14 protein-coding genes are annotated in these 15,176 nt (G+C 69.9%); 5 read left to right on the top strand and 9 right to left on the bottom strand.

Annotation, left to right across the window (positions count from 1 at the left end; genetic code table 11):
- Positions 1-50: 50 nt before the first annotated feature.
- The 8 genes from CES90_RS41100 to CES90_RS41065 all read right to left on the bottom strand — a co-directional run bounded on the left by CES90_RS41100 (position 51) and on the right by CES90_RS41065 (position 7,853).
- Positions 51-1,631, bottom strand: coding sequence for an acyl-CoA synthetase (locus CES90_RS41100; RefSeq protein WP_189788163.1), 1,581 nt, complete (start codon positions 1,629-1,631; stop codon positions 51-53).
- Between the two features lie 50 nt (positions 1,632-1,681).
- Entirely contained in the window at positions 1,682-2,539 is an 858-nt protein-coding gene (locus CES90_RS41095) for an SDR family NAD(P)-dependent oxidoreductase (protein ID WP_189788164.1), read from the bottom strand.
- Entirely contained in the window at positions 2,536-3,408 is an 873-nt protein-coding gene (locus CES90_RS41090) for an alpha/beta fold hydrolase (RefSeq protein ID WP_189788165.1), read from the bottom strand. The genes CES90_RS41095 and CES90_RS41090 overlap by 4 nt, the downstream gene beginning before the upstream one ends.
- A 14-nt stretch (positions 3,409-3,422) precedes the next feature.
- Positions 3,423-3,986: a 3-phenylpropionate/cinnamic acid dioxygenase subunit beta gene (locus CES90_RS41085; RefSeq protein WP_208921576.1), complete on the bottom strand. Its 564-nt coding sequence runs from the start codon at positions 3,984-3,986 to the stop codon at positions 3,423-3,425.
- Positions 3,983-4,471, bottom strand: a complete 489-nt coding sequence (locus CES90_RS50555) for a hypothetical protein (protein ID WP_232791362.1) — start codon at positions 4,469-4,471, stop codon at positions 3,983-3,985. Before CES90_RS50555 ends, CES90_RS41085 begins: the two co-directional genes overlap by 4 nt.
- A 168-nt stretch (positions 4,472-4,639) precedes the next feature.
- Positions 4,640-5,977: a ferredoxin reductase family protein gene (locus tag CES90_RS41075; protein ID WP_189785979.1), complete on the bottom strand. Its 1,338-nt coding sequence runs from the start codon at positions 5,975-5,977 to the stop codon at positions 4,640-4,642.
- Between the two features lie 128 nt (positions 5,978-6,105).
- Entirely contained in the window at positions 6,106-6,696 is a 591-nt protein-coding gene (locus CES90_RS41070; protein WP_189785940.1) for a pyridoxamine 5'-phosphate oxidase family protein, read from the bottom strand.
- 248 nt (positions 6,697-6,944) lie between these two features.
- The gene (locus CES90_RS41065) at positions 6,945-7,853 is read right to left on the bottom strand and encodes a hypothetical protein (RefSeq protein WP_189785941.1); all 909 of its coding nucleotides are present in this window, start codon (positions 7,851-7,853) and stop codon (positions 6,945-6,947) included.
- 193 nt (positions 7,854-8,046) lie between these two features.
- On the opposite strand from CES90_RS41065, the gene CES90_RS41060 reads away from it, so the two are divergent.
- The 5 genes from CES90_RS41060 to CES90_RS41040 all read left to right on the top strand — a co-directional run bounded on the left by CES90_RS41060 (position 8,047) and on the right by CES90_RS41040 (position 14,087).
- A complete protein-coding gene (locus CES90_RS41060; protein ID WP_189785942.1) occupies positions 8,047-9,240 on the top strand; it encodes an argininosuccinate synthase in 1,194 nt (397 codons plus the stop codon).
- A 50-nt stretch (positions 9,241-9,290) separates the two neighbouring features.
- A complete protein-coding gene (gene argH / locus CES90_RS41055; RefSeq protein ID WP_189785943.1) occupies positions 9,291-10,721 on the top strand; it encodes an argininosuccinate lyase in 1,431 nt (476 codons plus the stop codon).
- A gap of 246 nt (positions 10,722-10,967) precedes the next feature.
- Positions 10,968-11,939, top strand: a complete 972-nt coding sequence (locus CES90_RS41050) for an aldo/keto reductase (protein WP_189785944.1) — start codon at positions 10,968-10,970, stop codon at positions 11,937-11,939.
- 82 nt (positions 11,940-12,021) lie between these two features.
- Positions 12,022-12,567 (top strand): TetR/AcrR family transcriptional regulator, encoded by a 546-nt coding sequence (locus tag CES90_RS41045; RefSeq protein WP_189785945.1) that lies wholly within the window; start codon positions 12,022-12,024, stop codon positions 12,565-12,567.
- On the top strand, positions 12,564-14,087 hold the full coding sequence (locus CES90_RS41040; RefSeq protein ID WP_189785946.1) for an MFS transporter: 1,524 nt from the start codon (positions 12,564-12,566) through the stop codon (positions 14,085-14,087). Before CES90_RS41045 ends, CES90_RS41040 begins: the two co-directional genes overlap by 4 nt.
- A 92-nt stretch (positions 14,088-14,179) precedes the next feature.
- Here CES90_RS41040 and CES90_RS41035 read toward each other — a convergent pair whose 3' ends face one another.
- Positions 14,180-14,854: a lysophospholipid acyltransferase family protein gene (locus CES90_RS41035; protein ID WP_189785947.1), complete on the bottom strand. Its 675-nt coding sequence runs from the start codon at positions 14,852-14,854 to the stop codon at positions 14,180-14,182.
- Positions 14,855-15,176: the final 322 nt, after the last annotated feature.

Below are 15,176 nucleotides of genomic sequence, written 5' to 3'. Positions count from 1 at the left end.
TCGGTGGCCCCCGCACCGGTGTGCAGGGGCCGGGTGGGACAGGCTGGGGGTCAGACGGTGGTGGCGACCGTCGCCTGTGCGGTCACCGAGCGCCGCAGTTCGCGCTTGTCCAGCTTTCCGCTGGCGTTGCGCGGCAGTTGTTCGACCACCTGCACTCCGGTGGGGAGCTTGTAGCGGGCCAGGTGGCGGCCGGCGAACTCGCGAACCTCCTCGACCGTGAGTTCCGCGCCGGGCGCGCAGGTCAGGACCGCAAGGACCGTCTCGCCCCACTTGGGATCCGGCACACCCACGACGGCGGCCTCCAGGACGTCCGGGTGTTCCACGAGGACCCGTTCGACCTCCGCGGGGTAGATGTTCTCACCGCCGCTGATGATCATGTCCTTGAGCCGGTCGACGATGTAGTAGAAGCCGTCCTTGTCCCGGTAGGCGATGTCGCCGGTGCGGAACCAGCCCCGGTCGTCGAACGCGGCCCGGGTGGCGTCCGGGTTGTCCCAGTAGCCGGCGGCCACGTTGGGTCCGCGGACACAGATCTCGCCCTGGGTGTCCGGTCCGTCGATCTCGACGCCGGTGACCGGGTGGATCAACCGGATCTCGGTGTACGGCATGGGGAGCCCGGCCGATCCGGTCTTCTCCAGCGTCAGCCGGGCCGGCAGATAGGTCGCGAACGGGGCCGTCTCGGTCAGCCCCCACGCCTGCTGGAGCAGCAGGCCCATCGCGCCGTAGTCCCGGATCAGCTGCGGTGGCACCGGGGCACCGGCGACGATCGGGGAGCGCAGGGCGCTCAGGTCCGCCTCGGCGAACCCGGGCGTCCGGGCGAGTGCCGTGTACATGGCGGGGACGGCGAAGAAGGTGTTCACCCGGTACCGGACGAGGTCCTCCAGGCAGCGGGCGGGGTCGAAGCCCCGGCGCAGGATCACGGTGCCGCCGCGCACCAGCGTGCGCAGGGTCAGGGCGTTGAGGCCGCCGATGTGGAACAGCGGGGCGAGGGCCAGGTTGACGTCGTCGGCGCGGGTGTCCACGACGGCGTCGACGTTGACCGCGTTCCACCACAGGTTGCCGTGGGTGAGCATGACGCCCTTGGGCCGCCCGGTGGTTCCGGAGGTGTACATCAGGGCCGCGAGGTCGCTGTCGTGCAGGACCACGGGTTCGCGTACGGGGCGGTGTGCGCCGCGCAGCGTGGACAGCGGCGTCCACTCGGGGCCGGGCTCCCCGGTGGTGGGGCAATGGGGGTCGGTGTCGACCAGCAGCAGGCTGCGGGCGGATATGTCCGCCCGCACGGACGTGACGAGTTCGCGGTGGCCCTCCTCGACGACCACGGTGTGGGCGCCGCAGTCGTTCAGGATGTGCCGGATCTCGTCGGCGGCCAGCCGGAAGTTGAGGGGGACGAAGACCGCGCCCAGGTGGGCCGCGGCGAACAGGGTCTCCAGGAACGTCGCGCTGTTGAAGCCGAGGTAGGCGATGCGGTCTCCGCGCCGGAGCCCGTGCTCGGACAGCCCGGCGGCGAACTCCCGTGCCGTACGGCCGATTTCGGCCGCGGAGATCTCGTGGCCCTCGTAGATCACGGCGGCGGGTCCGGGATACAGAGCTCTTCTGTAGAGCGCGGCAGCGGGACTGATGTCGACGGCGGCCATGGCGTCGGCTCCTTACGAGGGCTTCGGGGTGGGGGTGCGCCGGTGCCGGGTCACAGACCCGAACCGCCGGCGGGTGAGCGGAAACCGCGTACGGCGATGCCGCCGTCGGCGGGGATCACGGCGCCGGTGATGGTGGCGCTGTCGGTGCGGGAGGCCAGCAGGACGTAGGGACCGGTGAAGTCCTCCGGCTCGACGCTGGAGTCATACAGCGGGATCAACGGCGGTGTCCGCTCGCCCGAGGCCGCCTCCGCGGCCTCGTTCTTCGCGAAGGACGCGGCGAGGGTACGGTTCTCCAGGCCGAGGCTCGCGGGACCGCGCAGTTGGGTACGCATCCCGCCGACGGCCACCCCGTTCACCCTGACCTTCGGTGCGAGTTCGAAGGCGAGCTGGCGCAGCAGCCCGAGGCAGGCATGCTTGCTCGCGGTGTAGAGGGAACCGCCGCCGTCGGTGTGGAAGGAGGCGTTGGACAGGGTCATCACGATACTTCCGCGGGTGGTGACCAGTTCGCGCCAGGCGGCCTCGACGGCCAGCAGGTATCCCTTGACGTTGATGGCGAAGAGTTCGTCGAACGCTTCGGCCAGTTCCTTGCCGTTCAGGCGGGTGACGCTGCGGTGGTAGTCCCAGATGCCCGCGTTGGGCACCAGGACGTCCAGCTTGCCGAAGTGTTCCACCGTGGCGTCGACCGCCCGGTGCATGTCGTCGGGACGGCGTACGTCGCCGGTGAGGGGCAGGATGCGGTCGCCGAGTTCACCGGCGGCGCTCACCACCTCCTCCACCTGCGCGGCGCCCCGGCCCAGGACCGCTACACGGGCGCCTTCGGCCAGGTAGCGCAGGGCGACGGCGCGGCCGATGCCGGAGCCTCCTCCGGTGACGAGGGCGACGTCGCCTTCCAGCCAGCCCCTGCTCACGGTCGGTTCTCCTTCAAGAAGTCGGTGACCAGCCGCTCGAACTCGGCCTGCCGCTCCAACTGCACCCAGTGGCCGCAGCCGCCGAACACGTGCAGTTGGACGTCGCGGATCTGCTTGAGCATCAGCTGCGCGCCGTCCAGAGTGATCGTCCGGTCATCGCGCCCCCAGAGCAAGAGGGTGGGCGCCTTGATCCGGTGGACCTGCTGCCAGAGCGGGTCCATGCCGTGCCGTTTCGCGAAGGCCGCGTTGTAGCGGTGGTAGAAGGCGATGTGGGATTCGTCGAGAGACGCCTCGTAGCGGGCCTGCGCGGTGTCCGCCCAGCGGCGCGGCTCGGCGGTCATCACACCGATGAAGTCCCGCATCTTCTTCAGCGTCGGGCCCTCGCCGTTGTAGTAGCGGAACATCGCCTTCTGACCCTCGGTGGGGGTGGGGCCGAAGGGGAGCCAGCCGCCGCCGGGTGCCATGAGGACGAGCTTCTCCACCCGGTCCGGGACCTTGAGTGCGGTGGCGATGGCAGCGGCGCCGCCGAGGCTGTTGCCCAGCAGGTGGAACGTGTCGATGCCGAGCGCGTCCAGGGTCCGCACCAGCGCGTCGACGGTGATCTCGGTGATGCTGCGGGCGTCCAGGTCCTCCTCGGTGGGCCGGTAACTGCCGCCGAAGCCGGGCTGGTCGGGGAGGATCACCCGGAAGTGCCGGGTCAGCGCGGGCAGGTTCTGGTGGTAGTTGGCGACCGCGCTCGCGCCGGGGCCGCCGCCGTGCAGCATGACGAGCGCCGGGCCGGCGCCGCTCTCGCTGACCGCGATCTCCCCGAGCGGGGTGTGCACCAGGTGCTCGACCAGCTTGGGTTCTTCGGTCTGGGTAGGGGACACGTGGGTTCTCCGGTTCACAGGAAGGTGCTGATGTTCTTGGCGAGCAGGACGTTCTGGTCGAGCAGGATCGTGCGGCGGGCGATCAGCAGGCGCCCGTCGTCCGGGGCGCGGCGCAACAGGTCGGTGCGGCCGCCCGCGTAGAGGTCGACCTCGCGTTCCAGGCGGTTGCGGTAGCAGAGGAAGGCCGACTCGGCGATGTACTCCCCCGGTTCGTCGGCCGCGCGGACCATGACGTTGGTGATCAGGTGCCGGGTCCGCGACGGCGGGTCCTCGGCCCAGGCCATGCCGGAGTCGAACCGGCGTATCCGCCAGGCCAGGCTCGCCTTCGTCTCGTCGAAGATCGCCACCTCGCCGGGCGCCCCGTCTGCCAGGGCCTGCTGGCGGCGCAGCCGGTTCGTGCGCACCGGCGCCCAGTAGTGGAGATCTTCGGTGAACAGCTCCAGCCAGTCCGCGTAGCGGTGCTGGTCGAGGAGTTGCGCCTCGCGACTGTAAAGGCGCTGTGCTTCGAAGTGGAGCCGGATGTCGTCGTCGTACGCGCCGGACGCGTCCGCTGTCGGCTCCGGGGTGTGGATGCTCATCGGTTGGTCCTCCTGCGGGCCGCGCCGGATGGGCTCAATTCCAGCGCGGGGGTACGTGGTGCGGGGAGCGGGTGTGCCGGTGGACGGCACGCCGGGGGTCTGTCCTGCCGGTGCCAGGTGCCTGGCACAGCACTCCGCCGGGTCCGTGCCGACGGCCGCCACGAACCCGAGGTCTGTCCTGCCGACTCAAGCCGGACCAGATGCCTGGCACAGCACTCCGCCGGGTCCGTGCCGACATGGGTGATCTTGCCGCCGTTGACGGTGATACGGACCTGGACGGGGCCGTAGTCGGTCTGGACGGCCGTACCCGTCAGGGTCTGCGCGCCGGCCGCCGCCCCCGCACCGCCCTGTGCCGAAGGAGCGGCTCCGGCCTGGACCGAACCGGCCGGATCCGAGGCGGGCTTCAGCGACAGCAGCAGCACGATGCCGGACACCGTGGCGGCGGTGGCGAGCAGGGTCCGCCGGATGGGGTGGCTCTTCTTCATCGCTCCTTCAGCTCCTGAAGTGTGAAGTCTCGGCAGGGCAACCCCGCAGGGGAGCCCCATGGCACAAGTGGGTGGGGTGAGTGGCGGAAGTCGGTCGGACCCGCGGGCGAGGGAACTTTTGTTGAGGCGACCGGTGCCGAGGCGACCGGTGCCGAGGGAACCCGTCGCTCACATCTCGAACGACTCGTGATGGATACGGCGGGTCGGCACACCCGCGCCGCGCAGCGCCTCGTACACGCCCTGGGCGAAGCCGGGCGGCCCGCACAGGAAGACGTCGTGGCGCTCGATGTCCGGGATCTTGCGGCGCAGGCTGTCCGCCGAGATGTCCGGGCGCTCGCCCTCCGGGCTGTTCACCGCGTACATCAGGCGCGCCCCCCGCTCCTCGGCGATCTGCGCGAGCTCGTCCCACAGGGCCAGGTCCTGGGTGCTGTTGGCCCGGTAGAGCAGGGTCAGGTCACCGGCCGCGCCGGGCAGTGTCTCGAACAGGGCTCTCATCGGTGTGATGCCGACGCCGCCGGCCACCAGCAGCACCTTGCCCCGGCTGCGCTTGCCGGCCGTGAGCGCCCCGTACGGGCCCTCGGCCCACACCCGGGTGCCGGGCTCCAGATCGCGCAGCGCCGAGCTGTGGTCGCCGATCGCCTTGACCGTGATGCGCAGCATGTTGGGGCGGGGGGCCGCCGACAGCGAGTACGGGTGCGAGCTGAACCGCATGCCCGGCGCCAGGAAGCGCCAGCGGAAGAACTGTCCGGCCTCCGCGCCCATCCGGTGCAGCTTGCGCCCGCTCATCAGCACCGAGACGATGCCGGGCGACTCCTCGATGACCGCCTCGACCCGCAGCCGGTGCCGCACGTTGAGCCGGATCGGGGTGATGATGCGGTACCAGACCACCAGCGCGGTCACCGACCCGTACAGCGCGTACCAGCCGGTCTTCGCGGCGGGCGTGACGGCGAACTCGTTGCCGGTGGAGATCTGGTGCCAGAACGTCAGGAACGTCGCCGCGTACGTCAGCAGATGCGTGTGGTACCAGAGGTCGTAGGGGATCCGCTTGCGCACCGGACCGATCGAGATCAGCCCGATGAACACCAGCAGACCGGTGCCGATGGCGGCCTTGCCCATGTCCGGGAGCTGGTTGATCGAGTCGATCGTCTGCTGGAGGATCGCCGTGTGGGTGAGCCCGGCCTGCAGCGCGTACCCGTACATCGTGAGGACGACGTGCGCGACGACCAGGCAGAGCGTGTAGCGGCCGGTCATCGCGTGCCAGCGGGCCACCCGGTCGGAGCCGACCCGGCGTTCCAGCGCGGGTACCCGCGCCATCTGCAGCACGACCAGCGCCATCAGGTACCCGCCGAGCAGACCCGTGATCCGGCCGGCGTTGACCATCTTGCTGCCCTGGTCCGCGATGGAGGGTGTGTTGTCCCACCACAACCACACCACCGCGGCGGCGCCGCCCCAGAAGAGAATCAGCAGGGGGACGGCGGGGGAGCGGCGAGGTCGGATGCGGCGCATCGTCTGGCGCCGCGCGGCGCGACCTCCGGCGATCGTGGACACGGTTCCTCCGTGGTGGGCTGGACCCTTGGCCCACACGTACGTGCTGGGAGTGCCGTGTGTTCAACTGGGTAGGACACAGGAACTTCTCAGGGTTTGGTGGAGGGCGGCAGCGGCAACGGCAGCCCGGGCAGTCCGTCCATGCTGGTCGCTATGTGCTCCTTGGACTGGAAGTACGCGCTGAGCGAGTCGTCGTCCTCGCGCGCGAAGCGCCGGCCGTGCAGGTCGCGGTCCTCCTCGTAGGCCATGAACGGCACCGCGTAGCCGCAGCTGTCGCGGATGACCTCGGCCCGTACCACGATGATGGCGCGCAGGCCGTGCGGGGTCGGATCGATGTCCGGGAAACGGGCGAGGAGTTCCTTGAAGCGCGGGTCGTCGCGGAAGACGGCCTCGCCCTTGCCGTGCACGCGCACGATGTTGGGCGGGCCCTGGAAGGCGCACCACATGAGGGTGATACGGCCGTTCTCGCGCAGGTGCGCGATGGTCTCGGAGTGGGACCCGGCGAAGTCGAGGTAGGCGACGGTCAGTTCGTCGAGGATCACGAAGGACCCCTTGAGGCCCTTGGGGGAGACGTTGACCGTGCCGTCGGCGGCGAGAGGGGCCGAGGCGGTGAAGAAGAGAGGCTGGGCCTCGATGAACGTCCGCAGGCGGCCGTCGATGCGCTCGTAAGTCTTTCCCATGGCTAACGATTATCGACGGAAACGCTTCGCCTGTCTAAGGAAATTGGATCTGGGGAATCGGGGCGGGCGGGTCCGAGACATGCCCGTTCTGGACATACGCATTCCGGGTGGACCCCATCGCTGGGATCCACCCGGAACCAGGTTTCCGTGGCCACCCCGGCCGGCGCGCGGGGCGGCCACGGCCCCTGTCGCTCACGCGGAGCGCAGGAGGTCACACGTCACCAGGGGTGCCGGTGGCTTGCGGTGGCTTACTGGTTGAGCTCGCAGGGGGCGAGAGCCTCCAGGCCTTCCGGCTTGGCGGCGGCGCGGCCGATGGCGGTCTCGATGCGGTTGAGCGCGGCGACGCGCTTGTCCTCCAGCGGGCCGAGGATGGCGTTCTGGACGAAGTTGGGGCCGCCCTGGCCGACGGTGTCGATCAGGCGCTGGTTGGCCTCCTGGATCTGCGTGTCGAGCTGGGCCAGGTTGCGGTCGACCTCGGCCTGCGCGGACGCCGGGATCGCCGGGAGCCGGTTCTCGACCTCCGGGCAGGAGATGGTGCCCGCGGCGCCGGCGTTGCCCGCGTCCTCGGCGGCGTCACCCGCGCCGGCCTCCGCACCGGCTCCGGCCCCGGCGCCCGCGCCCGCTTCCTCGCCGGCCGCGGGCTCGCTCGGCGCCGCGGTGGCCCCCTCGCCCGCTCCGGCGCCCGCCTCTTCACCGGCGCCCGCCGCGCCGCCCTGGACGAGCTCGCAGGGGGCGAGGGCTTCGAGGCCCTCGGGCTTGGCGGCGGCGCGGCCGATGGCGGTCTCGATGCGGTTGAGCGCGGCGACGCGCTTGTCCTCCAGCGGGCCGAGGATGGCGTTCTGGACGAAGTTGGGGCCGCCCTGGCCGACGGTGTCGATCAGGCGCTGGTTGGCTTCCTGGATCTGGGTCTGGAGCTGCGCGAGGTTGCGGGTGACCTCAGCCTGCGCCGAGGCGGGGATCTCCGGCAGGCTCCCCTCGACCGCGGGGCAGGAGATGGTGCCGGGCGAGGCGTTCGCGGCAGCGTCCTGACCGTTGTTGTTGGCGCCTTCCCCGGCGAGGGCGGAACCGGCGATGACCGCTCCGGAGAGCACGACCGCGGCGGCGCCGCCGATGATCCCTACGCGACGCTTGTTGTACTTCGGAAGAGCCCTGGACATGCGGATGCCTCACTAGGGTCGGATGGTGGTCGGTGTTTACAAACGCGGCGCCTGCGTTCGGGGAGAGTTACGAGTAAGCGGTTTCGTTTGTTCAAACTTTTCTCGGGATCTCTCAAACTTCTCTCAGATTGACGAATCATGCAGAGCATTGCATACTCATGCATGTCAGTGATCGCAGTGTGAGGAGAACCCCGTGACCGAGCGCGTAGTACTCGCCTACTCGGGCGGTCTGGACACCTCCGTCGCCATCGGCTGGATCGCGGAGGAGACGGGAGCCGAGGTCATCGCGGTCGCGGTGGACGTCGGCCAGGGAGGCGAGGACCTGGACGTCATCCGCAAGCGCGCCCTCGCCTGCGGCGCGGTCGAGGCCGAGGTCGCCGACGCGCGGGACGAGTTCGCCGACGAGTACTGCCTCCCGGCGATCAAGGCCAACGCCCTCTACATGGACCGCTATCCGCTGGTCTCCGCGCTTTCCCGGCCGACGATCGTCAAGCACCTGGTCTCCGCCGCGCGGAAGCACGGCGCCACGACCGTCGCCCACGGCTGCACCGGCAAGGGCAACGACCAGGTCCGCTTCGAGGCCGGCATCGTCGCCCTCGCCCCCGACCTCAAGTGCATCGCCCCGGTCCGCGACTACGCGATGACCCGCGACAAGGCCATCGCGTTCTGCGAGGCGAAGAAGCTCCCGATCGCGACCACCAAGAAGTCCCCGTACTCCATCGACCAGAACGTCTTCGGACGCGCCGTCGAGACGGGCTTCCTGGAGGACATCTGGAACGGCCCGATCGAGGACATCTACGAGTACACCCGGAACCCGGCCGTCCAGCGGGACCCCGACGAGGTGATCATCACCTTCGAGCAGGGCGCCCCCGTCGCCGTCGACGGCAAGCCCGTCACCGTCCTCCAGGCCGTCCAGCAGCTCAACAAGCGCGCGGGCGCCCAGGGCGTCGGCCGGATCGACATGGTCGAGGACCGCCTCGTCGGCATCAAGTCCCGCGAGGTGTACGAGGCCCCGGGCGCGATCGCCCTCATCACGGCCCACCAGGAGCTGGAGAACGTCACCGTCGAGCGCGAACTCGCCCGCTACAAGCGCCAGGTCGAGCAGCGCTGGGGCGAACTCGTCTACGACGGCCAGTGGTTCTCCCCGCTCAAGCGCGCCCTCGACGGATTCATCAACGAGGCCAACGAGCATGTCTCCGGCGACATCCGCATGACCCTGCACGGCGGCCGCGCGGTCGTCACCGGCCGCCGCTCGGCCTCGTCGCTGTACGACTTCAACCTGGCGACGTACGACACCGGTGACACGTTCGACCAGACGGCGGCCAAGGGCTTCATCGACCTTTACAGCCTGTCGTCGAAGATCGCGGCCAAGCGGGACTTGTCATAGCGTCGATACAGTCTGCGGTCACAACCACACCCTCTCTAGGAGCAACGCAAGTGAGCAGCAACAGCGGTGACGTACGGCTCTGGGGCGGTCGTTTCGCCGACGGTCCCGCCGAGGCCCTGGCGAAGCTGTCCGCGTCCGTCCACTTCGACTGGCGGCTGGCGCCGTACGACATCGCGGGCTCCCGCGCCCACGCGCGCGTGTTGCACAAGGCGGGCCTGCTCACCGAGGACGAGCTGACCCGGATGATCGCGGGCCTGGACCAGCTCGAAGCGGATGTCGCCGACGGTTCCTTCGTGGGCACCATCGCCGACGAGGACGTGCACACCGCCCTGGAGCGCGGCCTCCTGGAGCGCCTCGGCCCGGACCTGGGCGGCAAGCTGCGTGCCGGCCGGTCCCGCAACGACCAGGTCGCGACCCTCTTCCGGATGTACCTGCGCGACCACGCCCGCACGATCGGCGGCCTGATCGCCGAACTCCAGGACGCGCTGATCGGCCTCGCCGAGGCCCACCCGGATGTGGCGATGCCCGGCCGCACCCACCTCCAGCACGCCCAGCCGGTCCTCTTCGCCCACCACGTCCTGGCCCACGTCCAGTCCCTGTCCCGGGACGCCGAGCGCCTGCGCCAGTGGGACGAGCGCACGGCGGTCTCCCCGTACGGCTCGGGCGCCCTGGCGGGCTCCTCCCTGGGCCTGGACCCGGAGGCGGTGGCGAAGGACCTCGGCTTCGAGCACGGCAGCTCCGCGAACTCCATCGACGGCACGGCCTCCCGCGACTTCGTCGCCGAGTTCGCCTTCATCACCGCGATGATCGGCGTGAACCTCTCCCGGATCGCCGAGGAGATCATCATCTGGAACACGAAGGAGTTCTCCTTCGTGACCCTGCACGACGCGTTCTCGACGGGCTCGTCGATCATGCCGCAGAAGAAGAACCCGGACATCGCGGAGCTGGCGCGCGGCAAGTCCGGCCGCCTCATCGGCAACCTGACCGGCCTGATGGCCACCCTGAAAGCCCTCCCCCTCGCCTACAACCGCGACCTCCAGGAGGACAAGGAGCCGGTCTTCGACTCCATCGACCAGCTGGAGGTCCTGCTCCCGGCCTTCACCGGCATGATGGCCACCCTCACTGTCCACCGCGAGCGCATGGAGGAACTGGCCCCCGCCGGCTTCTCCCTCGCCACCGACATCGCCGAGTGGCTGGTCAAGCAGGGCGTCCCGTTCCGTGTGGCCCACGAGGTGGCGGGCGAGTGCGTGAAGGCCGCCGAGGCCGAGGGCAAGGAACTGAACGACCTGACGGACGACCAGTTCGCCAAGATCTCCACCCACCTCACCCCCGAGGTCCGCACGGTCCTGAACGTCCCAGGCGCGCTCGCGTCCCGCAACGGACGCGGGGGCACGGCGCCGAGCGCGGTGGCCGTACAGCTGGCCGAGGTGAAGGCGGATGTGGCGTACCAGCACGAGTGGGCTGAGGCGAAGAGGAAGTAACGCCTCCCATCTCGGGCGTGCCCGGGGTCTTCAGGGGCGCGGGGAACTGCGCGACAAGCCACGACGAACCCGCACCCGCCAACGAACCGTCTGGACCGAGTTCGAAGGCGGGGCGGGGTCGAAAGGGCGGCAGCCCCTGGGGATGGGAAGGGTAGGGGCGGCGGGGACGAGAAAACGGCATATGAACGTCGCCGCGCGTTACGTTGGTCATCAGCCCTACCGGAGCCGACCCCACCGGAGCCCGCGATGCCCTTCGCCCGCCTCGCCACAGCGACGACCCCCACCTGCCACATCGGCCTCGGTCTCGCCGCAGTCGGCCGCCCCGGCTACATCAACCTCGGCCGAGACCACGACCTCGGAGAAGACCGCAGCGTCGAATCGCTGCGCACCCGCACCCACGAACTCCTCGACGCCGCCTACGCCCAGGGCGTCCGCTACTTCGACGCGGCCCGCTCGTACGGCCGCTCGGAGGAATTCCTCGCCGCCTGGCTGAAGGCACGCCCGGACATCGACGACATCGTCGTCGGCAGCAAATGGGGCTACACCTACACCGCCGACTGGACCACCGACGCCGAACGGCACGAGGTCAAGGACCACAGCGTCCAGGCGTACGAACGCCAGCGCGCCGAGAGCACCGAGCTGCTCGGCGACCGTCTGGACCTCTACCAGATCCACTCGGTGACCCCGGACAGCCCGGCACTCACCGACAAGGAACTCCACGCGAAGCTGGCGGAGGCGGCCGCCGAGGGCGTCACGATCGGCTTCTCCACGAGCGGCCCGGCGCAGGCCGACGCCATCCGCGCCGCCCTCGCCGTGACGGTCGACGGCGAACCCCTCTTCCGTACCGTCCAGTCGACGTTCAACGCCCTGGAGACCTCAGCGGCCCCCGCGCTCACCGAGGCGCACGACGCCGGCCTCACCGTGATCGTCAAGGAGGCCATGGCCAACGGCCGCCTCGCGGACCCGTACGCCCCGGACCAGCTCAAGGCCGTGGCCGAGGAGACGGGCCTCGGCTGCGACGCGGTCGCCCTGGCCCTCGTCCTGCGCCAACCCTGGGCCGGCGTCGTCCTCTCCGGCGCCGCGACGATCACCCAGCTCGCCTCCAACCTGCACGCGGCCGTCGTGGACCTGAACGAGGACCAGCTGACCCGGCTTACCGCACTCGTGGAGGAACCGGGCGCTTACTGGGACCGGCGCGGACAGCTGCCCTGGCACTGACCAACACCGTGAAGGACGACGGCTGTGATAGTTGTGCGCCTCACATGAGACGTTTATGTCTCACATGAGGTAATGTTGTCTCATGGCCGTCGATCGTGATCACGTGCTGCGCAGCGCCGCAGCCCTCCTGACCCGCAATGCCACCGCCACCATGGACGAGGTCGCCAAGGCTGCCGGGATCAGCCGGGCCACTCTGCACCGCCACTTCGCCGGGCGCGACGCACTCGTCCGGGCCTTGGAGGCGCTCGGCATCGCAGAGTGTGAAGCCGCGCTGGACGCGGCCCGACTGGACGAGGGGCCCGCGAGCGAGGCCCTGCGCAGACTCGTGCGCGAGATCCAGCCCGTCGCCGGGCTGCTCGCCTTCCTCTACGGAGAGAACGAGCTCTGGGAGGCGGAGGGCGACGGCTGGTCGGGGCTCGACAAGCGGATCGGCTCGCTGTTCCTGCGCGGCCAGCAAGCCGGAGAGTTCCGCATCGATCTCAGCTCGCTCTGGCTCACAGAGGCGCTGTACGGGCTGGTTGCCGCGTGCGCCTGGGCAGAGCAGGGCGGCCGTGTCGCCCGCAAGGACTTCACGCACATGATCGCCGAGCTCTTGCTCGGCGGCGTACTCCGGAGAGAGGAATCATGAACAGCACCCTGCAGCCGGCCCGCACGGCGGAGACGGAGAAGAGGCCGGGCCGGTGGCTCGCGCTCTCCGTCCTCGTGCTCGCCGTGCTGCTGGTGGCCGTCGACGCGACCGTCCTCGGCCTCGCGACGCCCTACATCAGCGAGGACCTGAAGCCCTCGGGCACCCAGCTCCTCTGGATCGGCGACATCTACTCGTTCGTCATCGCGGGCCTGCTCGTCTCGGCCGGCAGCCTCGGCGACCGCGTCGGCCGCAAGAAGCTGCTGCTGCTCGGCGCCACCGCGTTCGGCGCGATATCCGTGCTCAACGCCTATGCCACGACGCCCGAGTTGATGATCGTGGCCCGGGCGCTGCTCGGTGTCGCCGGCGCGACCCTGATGCCCGCCACCCTCGCCCTGATCCGCAACCTCTTCCACGACCCGCGCGAACGCAGCCTCGCCATCGGCATCTGGGGCGCGACGGCCTCGGCCGGTACGGCCGTGGGCCCGGTCGTCGGCGGTTTCCTGCTCGAACACTTCTGGTGGGGCTCGGTCTTCCTCATCAACCTGCCCGTGATGGTCGTCCTCGTCCTCGTCGGCATCAAGCTGCTGCCCGAGTCCCGTCACCCGAACCCCGGCCCCTGGGACCTGCTCAGCGTCGCCCTGTCCCTGGTCGGCATGATCGGCGTCGTCTACGCCGTGAAGGAGACCGCCACCCACGGCCTCGACGGCAACGCCCTCGCCGCGGGCCTCCTCGGCATCACCGCGCTCGTCCTCTTCGTACGCCGCCAACTCGCCCTGCCGCACCCCCTGCTGGACATGCGCCTGTTCCGCAACCGCGGCTTCTCCGGAGCCGTCCTCGCCGACCTGCTGACCATCCTCGGCCTCTCCGGCCTGGTCTTCTTCCTCTCCCAGTTCCTGCAACTCGTACAGGACAGGCGCCCGTTGGAAGCGGGACTCGCCGAACTCCCGGCGGCCGTCGGAGCGGTGGTGGCCGGCCTGATCGCCGGAGCCGCCGCCCGCCGCTTCTCCGTCCGTTCCGTCGTCGCCGGCGGCCTTGCGGCCATCGGCATGGCCCTGGGCCTGCTCACCCTGGTCGACCAGTCCACCGGCTACCCCCTGATCGGCGCAGCCCTACTGGTCGTCGGCATCGGCGCCGGCTTCTCCTTCACCGTCACCGCCGACGTCATTCTCTCCAGCGTCCCGAAGGAACAGGCAGGCGCGGCCTCAGCGGTCTCGGAAACGGCGTACGAACTGGGCGCGGCTTTGGGAATCGCGGTACTGGGGTCGATCGTCACGGGCGTCTACCGCGACTTCGTGGCCCCCACAGGCACCCCGGATGGGGCACACGAGTCACTGGGCGGCGCGGTGGAGGCGGCGGCGGGCATGCCATCGGACGCGGCACAAGCCCTCTTGTCCTCGGCCAGGGAGTCCTTCGTGGACGGCCTCACGCTCGCGGCAGGCGCAGGGGCCCTGGTGCTGCTGGCGACGGCGGTGGCGGCCTGGTTCATGCTCGAGGGGCAGCGCCTGGAACATGCAGGTTGAGGGCAGCGACGTAAGGGGCGCGGGGCTGTGGCATATGCGGCTCCGGTGAGTGGGCGCGACCAGCCCCCACTCACCCGCACCCGACAAACGACCTATGCGGCCTCTTTCGCCTTCGACGCATACATGTCGACGTACTCCTGCCCGGACAACCGCATGACCTCAGCCATCACAGAATCCGTCACCGCCCGCAGCACATACCGATCCCGGTCCATCCCCTCGTACCGAGAGAACTCCATCGCCTCACCGAACCGGACAGTCACCCGCCCCGGCCGGGGCAACCCCGCACCCCCCGGCTGAAGCTTGTCCGTCCCGATCACCGCGAAGGGCACGACGGGCGCCCCGGTCATGAGGGTCAGCCGAGCGATCCCGGTACGCCCTCGGTACAGCCGCCCGTCGGGCGACCGCGTGCCCTCCGGGTAGATCCCGAACACCTTGCCCTCGTCGAGGATCCGCCGTCCGGTCATCAGGGCGGCGACACCCCCGCGCCCACCGTCGCGGTCGACGGGGATCATGCCGACGCCGGTGAAGAACCAGGCCATCAGCCGACCCTTGAGGCCCTTGCCGGTGACGTACTCGTCCTTGCCGATGAAGAAGACCCGTCGGTCGCACACCAGCGGCAGGACCATCGAGTCGATGAAGGTCAGATGGTTCCCGGCGAGGATCACCGGCCCGTCCCCCGGGATGTGCTCCACGCCCTCCACCCGGGGGCGGAACATCAGGCGCATGATCGGTCCGAGCACTGCCTTGATGAGCACGAAGCGGGACAACGGGCCCTCCCATGTCAAGCGTTCCGGTACAAGTATGTGCAGGTGAGGACGATACTCCCGGCACGGGGGGTGACGCACACCCGGTTCACGGAGTGGATACGCATTGTTGACATACCTTTACCTGCGGTGACGTCCCGGTGGCCCGCCGCCACCGGCCCGCACCATGTGACGGACATCGCGTCGCCGAGTCGAAACTCCGTCAACTTCCCCCTCCAGTACGACACGATCCGTCATCCGCGTGTTCGGTCCCAGGTCTCCCGGCGGTCACCTCGGGGCACCTACGATCGTCCCGCTTTGACAGGTGCAGGGCATCGCGGTGGGA

The sequence above is a fragment of the Streptomyces capitiformicae genome (assembly GCF_002214185.1).
Taxonomy (GTDB): Bacteria; Actinomycetota; Actinomycetes; order Streptomycetales; family Streptomycetaceae; genus Streptomyces; species Streptomyces capitiformicae.
This window is presented reverse-complemented; position numbering and strand designations above follow the sequence as displayed.

What these genes read in the sequence shown, in the direction of transcription:
- CES90_RS41050 (WP_189785944.1), top strand. Translation starts at nt 10,968, where the DNA reads ATGCCCTTCGCCCGCCTCGCCACAGCGACGACCCCCACCTGCCACATC.
- CES90_RS41065 (WP_189785941.1), bottom strand. Translation starts at nt 7,853, where the DNA reads ATGTCCAGGGCTCTTCCGAAGTACAACAAGCGTCGCGTAGGGATCATC.
- CES90_RS41100 (WP_189788163.1), bottom strand. Translation starts at nt 1,631, where the DNA reads ATGGCCGCCGTCGACATCAGTCCCGCTGCCGCGCTCTACAGAAGAGCT.
- CES90_RS41085 (WP_208921576.1), bottom strand. Translation starts at nt 3,986, where the DNA reads ATGAGCATCCACACCCCGGAGCCGACAGCGGACGCGTCCGGCGCGTAC.
- CES90_RS41070 (WP_189785940.1), bottom strand. Translation starts at nt 6,696, where the DNA reads ATGGGAAAGACTTACGAGCGCATCGACGGCCGCCTGCGGACGTTCATC.
- CES90_RS41045 (WP_189785945.1), top strand. Translation starts at nt 12,022, where the DNA reads ATGGCCGTCGATCGTGATCACGTGCTGCGCAGCGCCGCAGCCCTCCTG.
- CES90_RS41075 (WP_189785979.1), bottom strand. Translation starts at nt 5,977, where the DNA reads ATGCGCCGCATCCGACCTCGCCGCTCCCCCGCCGTCCCCCTGCTGATT.
- CES90_RS41040 (WP_189785946.1), top strand. Translation starts at nt 12,564, where the DNA reads ATGAACAGCACCCTGCAGCCGGCCCGCACGGCGGAGACGGAGAAGAGG.
- CES90_RS50555 (WP_232791362.1), bottom strand. Translation starts at nt 4,471, where the DNA reads ATGAAGAAGAGCCACCCCATCCGGCGGACCCTGCTCGCCACCGCCGCC.